The following is a 13,510-nucleotide window of genomic DNA, read 5'->3' on the forward strand; positions in this document are numbered from 1 at the left end:
TCAATGTGGCACAGCTAACATGTAACAACCTCACCCTTGGATACGATGGGAAGACGGTTCTGAAAGGACTTGATTTTTCCATAAACAGCGGTGATTATCTTTGTATTGTGGGAGAAAACGGCTCCGGTAAAAGCACACTGATGAAAGCCATTCTGCACCTGCATTCCCCATCAGAAGGAAGCATTGTTATGGAAAACGGGCTTCAGCCTGCCGGGATCGGATATCTGCCGCAGCAGACAGTGGTGCAGAAGGATTTTCCGGCTTCTGTCCGGGAAATCGTCTTGTCCGGCTGCCTAAACCGCTGCGGACTGCGCCCTTATTACAATCATAAGGAAAAGCAGCTATCCCGCGAAAATATGGAGAAAATGGGGATTTCCCATTTATCAGGGCGGTGTTACAGGGAATTGTCCGGAGGCCAGCAGCAGCGGGTTTTGCTGGCACGGGCGCTGTGCGCCGCAGGAAAAATGCTTCTCCTTGACGAGCCTGTTTCCGGCCTTGATCCAAAGGTCACCGGGGAAATGTATGAACTGATACGCAGGCTCAATGAAGAAGGCATCACCATCATCATGATCTCTCATGATATCGGTGCTGCCGTAAAATATGCCAGCCATATCCTGCACATCGGAAATCCCCGTTTCTTCGGAACAAGAGATGAATACCTGGACAGCGATATAGGCAAAGCGTTCGCATCTGGGAACGGAGGAAGAAACGCATGAATGTATTGATTGAAAAATTAACCTTATATTTTGAATATCCCTTTGTGCGCTATGCGCTGATCGTAGGAATACTGATCGCCCTTTGCTCCTCTCTCCTGGGGGTTACCCTGGTTTTAAAGCGATTTTCCTTCATAGGGGACGGCCTTTCCCATGTCGCCTTCGGCGCAATGGCCATTGCCACGATAATGAAGCTGGCCAATCAAATGCTTCTCATTTTGCCGGTCACAATTATCTGTGCCATCCTCTTGCTGCGCACCGGGCAAAATGCCAAAATCAAAGGGGACGCGGCTGTTGCAATGATCTCTGTAGGCGCTCTGGCCATGGGTTATCTGGTGTTGAATATATATTCCGCCTCTGCCAACCTGGCAGGAGACGTATGCAGCACGCTGTTTGGGTCAACTTCCATTCTGACGCTGTCAAAGGCGGAGGTATGGCTTTGCGCCGCGCTTTCCGTGGTGGTCATCGCCATATTTCTTCTCTTTTACCATAAGATTTTTGCAGTTACCTTTGACGAGGATTTTGCCAAGGCCACGGGCATTAAAGCGGATCAATACAACCTGCTGATCGCCGTCATCGTTGCCATCATCATCGTGCTTGCCATGAATCTGGTAGGCTCCCTGCTGATTTCAGCTCTGGTCATCTTTCCGGCTCTTTCGGCGATGCGTATATTTAAAAATTTTAAGTCCGTGATCCTCTTTTCGGCTATCCTGTCCGTTTTCTGCGCCGTAATGGGTATTCTCATATCCATTCTGGCCGGAACGCCAGTGGGTTCCACCATTGTTGCCGCAGACATCGCAGCGTTTGCCTTATGTTCACTTATAGGCTGGATTTCAGGAGGTGTAAAAGGATGAAGCGTATCTTTGGAGTTGTTTTAATGTTTTTTATGGTAAATCTGGTATTGACCGGCTGCGAAAAGGAGACCGTTGGGGGTTCCCCTCTGCCGTTGCCCCAAAACAATGAGGCTGAGTCAGACACTGACGTCAATTCCTATCCTCCGGATTTTGCGGAGCCCCCTACAGATCAATTACAGGAAGATGAAAACACCGGTTCCTCTGACGACCCCTCCGTTGATATTGACCTGACAAAATTAAGCAGTACCATGGTCTTTTCCGAAGTGTACAACATGATGGTATCTCCGGAACAATATATGGGGAAAATGGTGAAAGCCGAAGGATCATTCCAGGTTTACCAGGACCCTGACACAAAGAAAAATTATTATGCCGTTGTGATTGCAGATGCCACCGCCTGCTGTCAGCAGGGATTGGAATTTATCTGGAACGGAGCCCACGCTTATCCGGATGACTATCCGGAACAGGAAAGCGAAATAGAAATAACAGGCGTATTTCAAAGCTACCAGGAGGGCAGCAGCACATATTATTATTTGCTGGTGGATGACGTAAAGCCGGTATAGAGTATACCATATATGATTTTTATGAAACGAGGGAGGCTGGAAATGTGAAATCACATTTCCAGCCTCCTAAAGATTGCCAATGCAGCGGACTATGGAGATATCTGTTACTTTATCCATCCGTTTAAAAAAACAGGGGTTACGCCAAAGGAATACCAAAACATGTGTCAAATTGAACAGGACCTTTTAATCTGACCGAACTGTTTATAATATGCACATTGGTCTGAAAAATGGCTGATATTCTTAAAATTAAGGCCTGCTTTTATATTATGTAAATATAAAAGCAAAGTTTGCAATAAATACTTCATCCCCCTTATTTAAGGCCACCGTCTCATTTGTTTCTAATATCCGCCCGTTCACTGACGTTCCATTGGTGGAATTTAAATCGCTGATCCGGTATTCCTCCCCTTCCCGGTCTATCCTGGCATGAATTCTGCTGACGGCCTCTCCGGCAAGGATGCAGTCAACCATGCCTTCCTGCTTTCCGATTAAATAGGGAACATAAGTAATTGCAATATCTTCTGCATCAGACCCAACCGCCCGTAAATACCGGATACTCTTATCCCCATCTGTATCCGTCAGCAGGGCGGTCTGAAACATCTCCTCATCTGCCGCTTCATATTTTGGAGCCTTATCCTTTATTTCGTCTTCAAATGTTATATGCCAGTCATAGCTTTCCCCGGGCTGACGGCTATCCTCTTCTTGCTTTACCACCGTATCCTTTTGCTTCCAGAGCCTTTTCTCCCATAAGTTCAAAGCTGCAAAGACAGAGATAACTCCTGCAAACGGCACTGTATACCAGAATTTCCGGATCCCTTCCATACCCAAAAAAAGCCATAGACTTACAGCAATGCCAGTCATGACTAAGACCGGGATAATTAAGACCGGCCCGTTCTTTTTTATGTCAGGTAAATCACCTCCTTCTCCCAATTCCTCACCTATATTGCTTAAATCGTCTAAACCATAGGAAAATGGAGCGACGGAACTTTCTTCCGTCCTACTATCCATTTCCGGCTGCCGGACATTTTCATCTTTGTCTTTTGTGCCGGAACAATTTTTTCCCGCAATTTCAAGAAGATCCTTCATCCCGTAATTTTCTTTAAGGCTTTCCTGATACAGACCATAGGCCATCACCACGCATTCCTTATCCTGATGGTTGACCTTGCCAAGAAGGTATCTCAGCAACCCGGTCATCTCCCCTGGAAATCCCATCTGCCTTCCGGGAACAAGGCATAAGTAAACCGAAAACTGCTCCGGCTCTACATAAATAAATTCCGGTTCCAGAAGAATCTGCTTTTCCTTAAGAAGATAACGCTCCAGCCTTTCCAGCGTGTGTCCAATATCTCCTATCAATTTTTTAAGCTCTTCCCCGCCCAGGCTATGATATTCAAGGACCCTGTTTAAAGGCTGCTTTGAAGTGATTTCATAATAATAAAGCTTCCGGTCATCCACCTGCTTTGCCTGGAATTTTAACAGTCCATCTATCCCGTTTGCCGCCAGCATATGTATTTCATAGCTGTCATATCCAGACTCTTCCGGCTCTATTATCAAATAATTGTGCTTCATTTCCCGCCTGTATGCAACCTTCATTTCATTCCTCCTGATTGACGAGAGTCAACATCCTTAAAAAATTCTCCGGATCAAACACGCCCTGTTCCAGCTCCAGCTTCCAGGTCCCTGCCGTCCCCCATGCCTTCACCTTCCTGCCTGTTACAGGATTTCCCGTGACCTTGATCTGAAAATCATACTTTTTCCAGGAAAAGGGATTTCCAGCCCTGCGGGCCGCCCACATTGCCGCTTCATCTGGGGGCTCCGTCTCGTTATGGCGCAGCCTTTGTGCAGTCTCTTCCAGCGCCATTGCTCCTACCACTTCATCCCGCAGGCGGTAAGCCGTCTGAATGGAAACGATCAGTGCCCATAAGACGATTGCCATGACAAACGCTGCTTCAACCGTATAGCTCCCCTTCAGCTTTCCCTTCATAGCATCACCAGTCCAATCCAGACAGGGACCAGAAAGGGCAGGAAGGGCACTGATTTCTTCTTCACATCCCTCCCCTTCAACAAGCCCCAGATATACATACCGCCGCAGACGATGCCGTTTAAAAAGGTTCCATATATCAAAAGCTTCAGGTTCAAAAGTGCACTTAAAAAAAATCCGCTGACTATAAAAAAGTACCCATCTCCCGTGCCGATCGCCTCACCTGTTAACCGGCTCAATAACAGGAGCCCCGCTCCTACCATGCAGCTTAACAGCATCTCCGCTCCCATATCCTTCCGCAAAAGAGCAAGCACCACTCCTGCCGCACCGGCCGATTTAAAAAGCCATACGCTGACGGCCTTTTCTCTCCCATCCTCCCAGGCGGCCGCCAGCAGAAATATGCCGAATAAAATTTTGCTTATGCTTTCCAGCATTAAAACACCTCCTATTGTGAACAGTAAGAACATGCTCCCAAATGGCTGACTTGAGATAAGGGGACAGCCTCCGCATATGACATAATGGAAGAGCAATTCCTGTCACTGTGATATCTCTCTCCTGACGGCATGATGAAAACGCTGCCGTTTTCCTCTGCAAACCTTCCGCATCTGCTGCAGGGCTTATATTTTCCGCCGGATGAATTACGGGCATTTTCCACCTCTTTAAAAGGAATCTCCATTATATCATTATATAAATAATGGCAGGTTCGCTGCCGGTGATATCTTGTGCTTGCTTTGCCAATGTATACAAGCTCATCCTCCTGTCCATCCCTTCCGCTGCTTCCTCCTTTCCGGCCGATCCAGGCCCTCCGGCAGCTTCTTGCTGTCATTGGTACGCTGTTCAGTCCAAAAACAGAAAAGGGGATTTTTATCCGGTAATCCATAACCAGATCAATGGTCTCATTGTCTCTTAAAACAGAAGAACGCGCAAAGGAAACCGATTCAAGCCGCTCAACCACAGCCCGCCCTTCCATCCGACGTGTGACGTAAAGAAGGATCCCCTCCTCTGTCAGCCCTTCCATGAATTCCTCTGAAAAGTCTTCAATTCCTGAGGTTTCCAGCCGTTCTCCCAGTTTGAGCTGCTGTAATACATAGGCATACTGGCTTACTTCTTCCCCTGCTGCTTCCAAAGCGGTCTGAATGCGCCTTCCCTCCTGCATGACCTTCATAGGAACCATGAGGACCACCATGAGGAATAAAAAGAAGGGCAGGACCATGGACGCCTCCACGGTCAGGCTCCCGTTTTTTCGGGAAAAGGGGGCAGATGATAATACCCTTTTTGCAAGGAATCCCTGTTTCATGAAGGGGATTCGTACCTGGAGAGTAACGTTATTTTTATTATTTTTTCCTTGGAACTCCTTGAAAAAGGGCATGATCATCCGCCTCCTTTCCTCTTTCATGCCTAATTGACCGGACATAAAGGTATGCCCGCAAAACGTCCCTTAATATGCTTTTTCTGTCCGGACTTCCACCGGATAAAAGGGATCATTTCCCCCAAAAAACATATGCCTTGATTTCACGGTTCCCCGGATCTGGGCCTGATAAACACAGTGCACCATGCGGAAATCCGGCTGTTTTCCGGATAGGTTCATCTGGATCACATCCATAAGGCGGTAGTACTGCCGCCCGGTCTCTCCTATGAAAAGAAGAAGCTTTAAATAGGCAGTATAATCCATCCCATTTTCATCCCCCTTTCCTCCCGTACAGGTTCCACTCCTTCCCAATTCCAAAAGGCCATCAAGGGACAGCTTCCAGGTATCCCTTGATTTGAGAAAGGCCGCCCTTTTCCCCTCTAAGAGCATCTTTACATCAGCAATCGCCTCTCCCAAAGCCCAAATACTCATCACAAAGAATGCGACGATACCCGTAAGAGGGGCCAGACCCACAGCTCCGGTAATAAGCCCCGCAACAACCCTTGCCTCCTCTCTCTTCTGGCTGTCGGACAGGATATGGATCAAGTTCATTCCTTCTCTTATCATGAGAATATCAGTAACTGTCTGCTTTAAGTTTTCCTCATCTGTTATCTTTCCTGAAACCAGATACTCCAATTCGTATTTTATCTCTTTATCATCCTCTGAAAGAAAGCTTGTGAGGAAACCGCCGCAGTACTCCCCAAACAGAATCCGGTCCATAATTCCCGCCTCCACTCCAGGTTCCTGTTCCTCCATACAAGTGACGGAAGGAAAAAAATCATCAGCCAAAATACCTTTGGATACTTCACTTCCTTCAGGCAGAACCAGGGAGAAAAGTCCTGTCTGCAGGAATCCTTCCACCTGTTCCAGAAGCTTCTGTTTTTCCGTATCCTTCACACCGCTGGAATAGGAAAGGGATGGAATGTCCACCTTATGCCATATTTCTCCTACAGATCCCCACAAGGCAGATAAGTCCGGACCTTCATCCTCGTCTTCCTCATCGCTGTCCCAGTTATCGATGATGCTCTCCACCTCATAAGAACGCCCCTTTGCCTGTTCTATAACCAATTTCATCTGTTCCATCTTCCCTGGAAGGGACTCAATCTCCCTTCTCCGTTCTCCATCCTGATTTACATAGGATTCATAACAGGAGGTATCTCCTTTTAAAGCCTCACGGACTTCCGGGCTTAATTCTTCCTGAACCTTAGAAAGGCTATTGTTTGTTTCATTTATACTCTTTCTTAAATCATCTGCTCTTTTCCCATAGGCCTTTACAAGGGAAGGGAGCCGGTTCATCTCCTGTTCCAGACGGTCAGCCCCCCTTCGAAACTCCGCACCGTCATAATTCCCGATTCCTTCATCAGCAGCCCGCCAGAATGCCTTCTGCTGCTTTAAAGAGTCATTGATATCCTCTAATGCCCGTTCCAGGCGTACGGCTTCCCGCTCATGATTGCGGAAGGACCCGGCCAGCTGCTTCACGGCCCCTGCTTCTTTTAAATTCTTAAGCAGAGCTTCCCCGCCCTCTTCATCAGTAATATTTTCAAAGATTCCGTATTTCATATAATCCAGAATTTCCTGTTTCAAATACCGGCCTCCCCCATCGGTGATATGGAAAAGCTGCATCAAATCCGCCTGGTCCATATCCATGGAATACCAGCCGGAACTGTCCATGTAAGGCTCCATGAATCCTTTCCATGCTTTTTCCAGTTCCTCATCATTCCCGCATTCCAGAAGGAAGAGACGATATTTTTCCCAGGCTTCCTTATGATACCTGCTGAATACAGAATCCATGGAAGAATCGGCCGCCAGCTTTAAATAACACCTGGCTCCAGCAGTCCGTGCGGACTCTAAAAGTCCGCACATCAGGCTGAATATGCACAAAAGAGCCAAACTGAAAAACACCGTGATCTGTCCGCTTTTTTGCATTAATACACCTCTTTAGACTGGCTGTTGATTTCTTTGAATATGTTCTCAAGAAGTGTTGTTATCTGCTTTTTAAAAATAATAACCAGCCCGATTAAAACTACCAGGATCAACACAACTTCAATGACACCGATTCCATCTTCTTCCCTTAAAAAATCCATGACCTGCCCTTTTATCCACATCGACATCCTCTCACCTCCCTTCTAATAAAATGCCAGGAACGCAGGAACCACGATCATGACCATGACCACTCCCAGCATCATAAACAGGGGCAGCAAAAGCTTGGTTCCGGCTTCTTCTCCCAGCTTTTTTGCCAGGTTCTTCCTCTGTTCAAAGGCAGATGCCATCTCAAGCTCCAGAGCCGGGCGGAGCTGACGGCTCCCGTTTTTCTGGCTCTGTTCCAAAAGAGCAGAAAGCTTTATGTAAGCTTGTAAGCCGCAGCGCCTTCCAAATTCGCCGTAGGCCCGTCCTTCTGACAGCCCGCTGCCAAGCTGCACCGCTGTTTTCATCATCTCCTCATATGCCGGGCGCGCACTCCTTTTCCCCTGTTTTGCTGCCTCCTTATAGCCGGCCACAATCCTCTCCCATGATGCCCTGACCGTAAGCCCTGCCCCTATATAGACTACCAGCTTGGAAACCACCTCAGAATAGTCAAAAAGCAGTTTCTGTTCCCGCAGCTTTGCCTGACTTTTCCTGTCAAACTCCTCCTTTACATGCAGCAGTGCAGCAAGCAAAAAACCCAGCACAGGCAGCATCCGGTAATCGGTCTCCCCGGGAAGGAAATAGGTCAGCCGTTTCCCCTCATATACCGAAGGCAGGGATAAGCGGTCCTCTGTTTGCTGTTTAAGATCCAGCCCGCTTATCCACTGGATAAAGTCAGCTGCAGCTCTTTCCTCCTGAGTAAGAGCAGGTGGATAAACCATCACCAAAAACTCATATCTCCTCTCATTGCTTCCATCTGTGACTCTGGCCTTTAACCAGACCGGATTTCCCTCTTCCGGTATATCCTCATTATGAAGGATCCCGAAAGAATCAATGACCTGAGGATTATCAGATTCCCAGATAATTCTAAGCCCATAATCTCCAAGGCTGTTCTTTAAGTTTAAGTCCCTTCTTACCTCTTCAAGAGATTCATTTTCCCCCAGCATCTGCTCTATCAGCTCGGGCTGGATCCTTTGAAACAGCTCCCTTGCCTCTTCCTCCCCATATTTTCGTTCCCTGACCGGTATTTTCACCGGTACCTTTTTATTTCCGTTGTCCCGGTCAAGTCCGGATACCAGAACATGGTATGTAGTCTCGCCCTTCCCCGGCCCGGCCCGTTTAAGTCCGCCTCCTTCCGAAACAGTCTGGCCGCCTGCTGCAAAGACCAGCTCCAGGACAGCATATAAGATAATCCCTGAAACTGCACAGGCCGTCTGCGCCTTTGTAAAGGGGAACCTCCATTTTTTTTCACTTTTCCTTGACATTTGTCCCTTCCTTTCACACTTCGATTTTCATGATCAGCCTTGCAATGGCTATGGCCGTGATGTAAATAACCAAACAAAGAGTCATAAGAATCCTTCCGATCCCAGTACTGTACATGATGTTAAAAAAGCCGGGCGAAGTCATATCAATATAAAGGACAATGAAAAAGGGGATCATACTCATAATCCTTTGTTCAAACTGTTTTGAGGCTGTCATGGTCAGGATCTCCTGCCTCACCTGCACCTTATCCCTTATCACATCCGCCGTATGGCTGATAATGGGAACCAGCTCTCCCCCGCTTCGTTTTGCAGCGGCAAACACTTCTGCAAAGTTCTTAACATCATCAAGGCCGCTGCGTCCTGCAAATTCGGAAAACGCCTGCTCCACCGATCGGTTCATCCGGATCTGGCTCTCAATGTGGGTGAATTCCTTCGAAACCATCCCTTCCTCCCCATAAAGCAAAACCAATTCCTTTACAGAAGCGGAGAACGCATTTTCCACAGAGTACCCGGCGCTTAGGAAAGAAGCTAAAAGCAGGATGCCCTCTTTAAATTCCAGATTCAGCTGCTGAAGCCTTTTTTCTTTTTGTTCTCTTTTTCTGATTATGGGAAAAATAAAAACCATTGGAAGAAATAACAGAAATGCCGCAATGCTGCGGTAAAAGACGTAAGCGAAAAGCCCTGCTGCCCCCAGGCCCTGAAATCCATACAGGCACCACTGAGCCGGTGTCAGGACATAATCGTCATATCTCAATGCCTGCTGCTTTAAGTTTTTCGGTGTTTTGAAGGCTTCCCACCTTTTTAAGACTTCCCTGTACGGCCGGTCCCGCTTCCCGGCCTTCGTAATCTTCCTCAAACCGGTATAACGGATTGAGCTTAATTTCTCCATTCTCATAACCAACCACCTCCACAATGGACAGGACCCTCCTGCTTTTATCTCTCAACCGCCCTAAGTGAATTAAAATATCAATTGCTGCCGCCACCTGGCTTCTGACCGCTGCGAGCGGAATATCCGCCCCCATAAGCACCATGGTCTCCAGCCTCGAAAGCATGTCCCTGGGACTGTTTCCATGTCCGGTACTAAGGCTCCCGTCATGTCCGGTGTTCATGGCCGATATCATGTCCAGAGCCTCCTTTCCCCTCACCTCTCCAACGATAATTCTGCTGGGGTTCATCCGCAAAGCCGCCCGGATCAGGTCCCCGATGGTCACTTCCCCATCTCCTTCCCCATTGGCCTCCCTGGTTTCCAGACGCACCAGGTTTGCCACATGGGTAATTTTTAATTCCGCGGAATCCTCAATGGTCACGATCCGCTCATCCTTTGGAATATAGGCGGACAGCGCATTTAGAAACGTGCTTTTTCCTGAATTGGTCCCGCCGCTGATAAAAATATTGTATCCGGCCTCCACAATGCATTTTAAGAAACTTACAGCCTCCTCCGTGACTGATCCAAGCCTTAAGAGCCTTGTCATGGTAATTGGTTTGGGGAATTTCCGGATAGTCACCGAAGGGCCGTCCAGGGCGATGGGCGGCAGCACCACATGGACCCTGGAACCGTCGGACAGCCTGGCATCTGCAATGGGTCTTGATACGTTTACTGTCCGGTTTACTCTGCTGACGATCTGCTGGATGGTATCCTCTAACTGCTCCTGGCTTTCAAAGGCCCTGCCCCACTGCTCCATGCGCCCATTTCTCTCTACAAAGACCATGTCAGCCCCATTTACCATGATCTCCGTCACATCCTGGTCATCCACCAGCTCCTGAAGCGCTCCCAGCCGCCGGAAGGAATCAAAAAGCCGGTTCCGAAGCTCCATCTTATCCTTCAGGGGAAGAAAGCTGCTTTGTCCATATTCCAGAATCCGTCCGTCTATGATGTCATAAAGCTCCTCATCGGCCACCTGCTGCCGTTCATCTAATTCTCCCATGATTTCTTCCCGCAGCTTCCTTCTCTGCCCATCTTCCATGGCTGTTCCTCCCTGCACAATTCCTTTGCAGCCTATGGGTATTTCCTCAAAAGCTGCCTTGTATAATCTCCCAATTCCCCCCACAAAAGCTGCTCTAAATAATTATCCCTCCGCCCAAAGCTGCTGTGGTAAGGAGGTTTTATCTTATGGATTCTGCTTTTAAGAGCCTCACGGCCGGATGATGTCAAGTATTCCTCAAATTCCTCCACCTTTGCCGCGGACACGCAGTCATCCTTAACAGGCATGTATACCGCATCGCATACCTCCAGCACCTCTGCCGCCTTCTTTCCAAACTGGCCCAGATCCAGAATAATGGATCCATAGGTGCTTTCCCCTGCAATATGGCTTACCAGGTCCGCCATCATCTGCCCAGTCACCTGGCAAAGGTCCTCAGGATATTCCACCGGAGGCACATAATCCAAATCCCCCCAGGTATAAACAACGGCCCCAAGACGGCTCCATCGAAATCCCTCCTGGCTGTAATAATACAAAAGATCAGATAAGCCTCCTCTGTATTCTTCTCCCATCAGCCGTCCAAAGCCGGAGCAATCCTCAAAATTCATATAAAGGACCTTTAAATCCCTGGCCAGCAGCTGTCCCATGGTAAGGGCAAAAGAAGTCTTTAAACACCTGTTTATGGGGGAATAGACCCCAATGATCCTGCCTGTCCTTGAAACCATGGCATATCCCCCTTCCCCTGGATTGTCACAGTAATGCTTCATCACCTCACGCATGATTCCATCTGCTGCCTGGTATTTGCAGACACTTGGGTACTGTCCCTCCGCCAAAACCACCTCCCCTTCAGCCAGCATGACCACAAAGGCTGCTCCTATTTTTTCTATTTCCTCACGGGAAACGGAGGAGTCAATGAGCAAAAGCTCTATCTTGTGGTCTTCCCCATATGCCTTCAGCAGCTCCAGGGCCGTAAACGCTATGACTGAAAACGGGATCTGTTCCTTTCTGCTTACAAATTCTGCAAATCCCTCCGTATACAAAGGATCTGCGTCATAAACCGCCATCACTCTCTTTGACAAAACAAAACCTCCTTATTTTCAGAAAAACATGGAGCACAGCGTACCCAAAAACAGACACAGCCCCAAAGGTATCACCACATCGTATCCATCACGGACAGGATCGTAGTAGGTTGTAAATTTCCCTGTTTGAAATATGTGCCTGATATAGGCAAGAAGACAGATAAGACGGGTAAAAAGAATGCCCCTTTCCGCCATTTTGATAAAGGACCAGAAAGCCCCTATAAGAAAACCAGCTCCAACTGCCAGAGCGCCCGCTCTAAGCCCCAGAAAACCGCATATCAAAGCAGCCAGCTTAATATCTCCTGCACCCACCATCCGGCACAGGAACAATAAAAAGAATGCCCCGGTCACAGCCACAAGCCTTAAGGAAAATAAAAGGCTCCCCATAAGCTTCCCCGACCCAAAGATCTCAAATAAAAAGCCGATGATGATCCCTGAAAGCACCAGCCAGTTGGGAATCCGGTGTTTACGGACATCAAAGTAAGCCCCTGCTCCTAAAATCAGCAGCAAAATAACATATTGAACGATATAATCCCCTCTTTTCTTAAAATCTGAACCTGGAATTCATGCTGGAAAATCAGCTTTGATTATGGAATCAGTCATCCATAATTCTTTGAAAATTATTGAAATGCTGTATGCGGAATGCATATAAGAATGTGCCTTTATTATGCACAAGGGGAGGTGAATTGTCAACCGTTTTTTTATAGAAATGCTGTATACATGTTTTTTGTGCCTTTTTGTAATCAGATAATTCTTTGCAGTATTTTTGTTATTTTCAACAATTTTTTCTCTTTTTCTTCAAATTTCGCAGCATAAATCACAAAATTTTGCCGATAAAACATTGACGTTATCCTGCCAGGATGATAAAATGTTATTAGTTTACTTTTTTAAACCAAAGGAGGGATGCGACCATGCAAGCCGAGGGTTTTAACGACCTTTTCCAGAATTGCATGCCGATTTTTATCGCTCTGGGAGATGAAGTCCGCCTGTCCATTATTGAAGGCCTCGCCCGTATGGGCCTTTATGATAACCTGGGGAACGACGTTGCAAACATGGGGGACGGCTTAAAGCTGCAGCCCCGGCAGGGGATGAATGTAAAGGAAATTACGGAGATGACCAGATTATCCCGGCCTGCCATTTCCCATCATTTAAAAATTTTAAAAGATGCGGGCCTTGTAAGTGTCCGCCAGGAGGGGACAGCTAATTATTATTATTTAACCATCGGGGACAGCACAAAAAAGCTTTGTTCCCTTGGCCAGTATTTGCAGGAGCTGATGAACCGGGTTTCATAAATTATAAATGTTATACAGGTAATTTATGAATAAAGTTCCAATTTCCAGACATACTGAAATTATAGCATTTAGTTGCAAATTATATGTCTGGAGATGATAAAATGAAAAATGGCCTTTTAAAAAGACATCTGGCTCCATCAGAGGAAGAGCGGAATTTAAGACATGAAATTGAACGTTCCAAAACCGCCATTGATGCCGCCAGAAACCACTTTGAACAGGTGGTTGATCCAACGCTTATTGATTGTTATATTTACGAGCTTAACGCGGCTCAGCTGCGTTATCAGTTCCTTCTGCGCCGTTTCAAAAGCCGGGAGGTATAAACTA

The 13,510-nt window shown here is 47.2% G+C and carries 16 protein-coding genes; 5 read left to right on the plus strand and 11 right to left on the minus strand.

Annotated elements, in window-relative coordinates; translation table 11 throughout:
* The first annotated feature begins 5 nt into the window (after positions 1 to 5).
* From K401_RS0107895 to K401_RS31780, 3 genes are read left to right on the plus strand one after another with little or no spacing between them, the layout of a single operon-like run.
* Positions 6 to 716, plus strand: a complete 711-nt coding sequence (locus tag K401_RS0107895; RefSeq protein WP_024292444.1) for a metal ABC transporter ATP-binding protein — start codon at positions 6 to 8, stop codon at positions 714 to 716.
* Entirely contained in the window at positions 713 to 1,567 is an 855-nt protein-coding gene (locus K401_RS0107900) for a metal ABC transporter permease (RefSeq protein WP_024292445.1), read from the plus strand. The genes K401_RS0107895 and K401_RS0107900 overlap by 4 nt, the downstream gene beginning before the upstream one ends.
* Positions 1,564 to 2,127 (plus strand): hypothetical protein, encoded by a 564-nt coding sequence (locus K401_RS31780; RefSeq protein ID WP_024292446.1) that lies wholly within the window; start codon positions 1,564 to 1,566, stop codon positions 2,125 to 2,127. Before K401_RS0107900 ends, K401_RS31780 begins: the two co-directional genes overlap by 4 nt.
* 264 nt (positions 2,128 to 2,391) lie before the next feature.
* Here K401_RS31780 and K401_RS0107910 read toward each other — a convergent pair whose 3' ends face one another.
* The 11 genes from K401_RS0107910 to K401_RS31110 all read right to left on the minus strand — a co-directional run bounded on the left by K401_RS0107910 (position 2,392) and on the right by K401_RS31110 (position 12,404).
* Positions 2,392 to 3,714, minus strand: coding sequence for a DUF6382 domain-containing protein (locus K401_RS0107910; RefSeq protein WP_024292447.1), 1,323 nt, complete (start codon positions 3,712 to 3,714; stop codon positions 2,392 to 2,394).
* A gap of 1 nt (position 3,715) precedes the next feature.
* A complete protein-coding gene (locus K401_RS0107915) occupies positions 3,716 to 4,105 on the minus strand; it encodes a hypothetical protein (RefSeq protein ID WP_024292448.1) in 390 nt (129 codons plus the stop codon).
* Positions 4,102 to 4,536, minus strand: a complete 435-nt coding sequence (locus tag K401_RS0107920; RefSeq protein WP_024292449.1) for a prepilin peptidase — start codon at positions 4,534 to 4,536, stop codon at positions 4,102 to 4,104. The genes K401_RS0107915 and K401_RS0107920 overlap by 4 nt, the downstream gene beginning before the upstream one ends.
* 11 nt (positions 4,537 to 4,547) lie before the next feature.
* Positions 4,548 to 5,471, minus strand: a complete 924-nt coding sequence (locus K401_RS0107925; protein WP_024292450.1) for a hypothetical protein — start codon at positions 5,469 to 5,471, stop codon at positions 4,548 to 4,550.
* Positions 5,472 to 5,540: 69 nt separating this feature from the next.
* Positions 5,541 to 7,436, minus strand: coding sequence for a DUF5702 domain-containing protein (locus K401_RS0107930; protein WP_024292451.1), 1,896 nt, complete (start codon positions 7,434 to 7,436; stop codon positions 5,541 to 5,543).
* Positions 7,436 to 7,615 (minus strand): Flp1 family type IVb pilin, encoded by a 180-nt coding sequence (locus K401_RS0107935; RefSeq protein WP_024292452.1) that lies wholly within the window; start codon positions 7,613 to 7,615, stop codon positions 7,436 to 7,438. The genes K401_RS0107930 and K401_RS0107935 overlap by 1 nt, the downstream gene beginning before the upstream one ends.
* A 21-nt stretch (positions 7,616 to 7,636) precedes the next feature.
* A complete protein-coding gene (locus tag K401_RS0107940; RefSeq protein WP_024292453.1) occupies positions 7,637 to 8,899 on the minus strand; it encodes an immunoglobulin-like domain-containing protein in 1,263 nt (420 codons plus the stop codon).
* 13 nt (positions 8,900 to 8,912) lie between these two features.
* A complete protein-coding gene (locus tag K401_RS0107945) occupies positions 8,913 to 9,650 on the minus strand; it encodes a type II secretion system F family protein (RefSeq protein ID WP_024292454.1) in 738 nt (245 codons plus the stop codon).
* A complete protein-coding gene (locus tag K401_RS0107950; protein WP_024292455.1) occupies positions 9,640 to 10,821 on the minus strand; it encodes a TadA family conjugal transfer-associated ATPase in 1,182 nt (393 codons plus the stop codon). Before K401_RS0107950 ends, K401_RS0107945 begins: the two co-directional genes overlap by 11 nt.
* A 71-nt stretch (positions 10,822 to 10,892) precedes the next feature.
* The gene (locus K401_RS0107955; protein ID WP_024292456.1) at positions 10,893 to 11,894 is read right to left on the minus strand and encodes a P-loop NTPase family protein; all 1,002 of its coding nucleotides are present in this window, start codon (positions 11,892 to 11,894) and stop codon (positions 10,893 to 10,895) included.
* 18 nt (positions 11,895 to 11,912) lie between these two features.
* Positions 11,913 to 12,404: a prepilin peptidase gene (locus tag K401_RS31110; protein ID WP_024292457.1), complete on the minus strand. Its 492-nt coding sequence runs from the start codon at positions 12,402 to 12,404 to the stop codon at positions 11,913 to 11,915.
* Positions 12,405 to 12,805: 401 nt separating this feature from the next.
* Between K401_RS31110 and K401_RS0107970 the strand changes: the two genes are divergently transcribed.
* Together K401_RS0107970 and K401_RS0107975 are read left to right on the plus strand one after the other, a co-directional pair.
* A complete protein-coding gene (locus tag K401_RS0107970) occupies positions 12,806 to 13,186 on the plus strand; it encodes an ArsR/SmtB family transcription factor (protein WP_024292458.1) in 381 nt (126 codons plus the stop codon).
* 101 nt (positions 13,187 to 13,287) lie between these two features.
* Positions 13,288 to 13,506 carry a YaaL family protein gene (locus K401_RS0107975; RefSeq protein WP_024292459.1) on the plus strand — a complete coding sequence of 73 codons (219 nt, stop codon included), beginning with the start codon at positions 13,288 to 13,290 and terminating at the stop codon, positions 13,504 to 13,506.
* Positions 13,507 to 13,510 lie beyond the last annotated feature (4 nt).

The organism is Lacrimispora indolis DSM 755, from assembly GCF_000526995.1.
In the GTDB taxonomy this organism is placed as follows: Bacteria; Bacillota; Clostridia; order Lachnospirales; family Lachnospiraceae; genus Lacrimispora; species Lacrimispora indolis.

What these genes read in the sequence shown, in the direction of transcription:
- K401_RS0107915 (WP_024292448.1), bottom strand. Translation starts at nt 4,105, where the DNA reads ATGAAGGGAAAGCTGAAGGGGAGCTATACGGTTGAAGCAGCGTTTGTC.
- K401_RS0107900 (WP_024292445.1), top strand. Translation starts at nt 713, where the DNA reads ATGAATGTATTGATTGAAAAATTAACCTTATATTTTGAATATCCCTTT.
- K401_RS0107920 (WP_024292449.1), bottom strand. Translation starts at nt 4,536, where the DNA reads ATGCTGGAAAGCATAAGCAAAATTTTATTCGGCATATTTCTGCTGGCG.
- K401_RS0107925 (WP_024292450.1), bottom strand. Translation starts at nt 5,471, where the DNA reads ATGCCCTTTTTCAAGGAGTTCCAAGGAAAAAATAATAAAAATAACGTT.
- K401_RS0107930 (WP_024292451.1), bottom strand. Translation starts at nt 7,436, where the DNA reads ATGCAAAAAAGCGGACAGATCACGGTGTTTTTCAGTTTGGCTCTTTTG.
- K401_RS0107910 (WP_024292447.1), bottom strand. Translation starts at nt 3,714, where the DNA reads ATGAAGGTTGCATACAGGCGGGAAATGAAGCACAATTATTTGATAATA.
- K401_RS0107950 (WP_024292455.1), bottom strand. Translation starts at nt 10,821, where the DNA reads ATGGGAGAATTAGATGAACGGCAGCAGGTGGCCGATGAGGAGCTTTAT.
- K401_RS0107935 (WP_024292452.1), bottom strand. Translation starts at nt 7,615, where the DNA reads ATGTGGATAAAAGGGCAGGTCATGGATTTTTTAAGGGAAGAAGATGGA.
- K401_RS0107975 (WP_024292459.1), top strand. Translation starts at nt 13,288, where the DNA reads ATGAAAAATGGCCTTTTAAAAAGACATCTGGCTCCATCAGAGGAAGAG.
- K401_RS0107970 (WP_024292458.1), top strand. Translation starts at nt 12,806, where the DNA reads ATGCAAGCCGAGGGTTTTAACGACCTTTTCCAGAATTGCATGCCGATT.
- K401_RS0107940 (WP_024292453.1), bottom strand. Translation starts at nt 8,899, where the DNA reads ATGTCAAGGAAAAGTGAAAAAAAATGGAGGTTCCCCTTTACAAAGGCG.
- K401_RS31780 (WP_024292446.1), top strand. Translation starts at nt 1,564, where the DNA reads ATGAAGCGTATCTTTGGAGTTGTTTTAATGTTTTTTATGGTAAATCTG.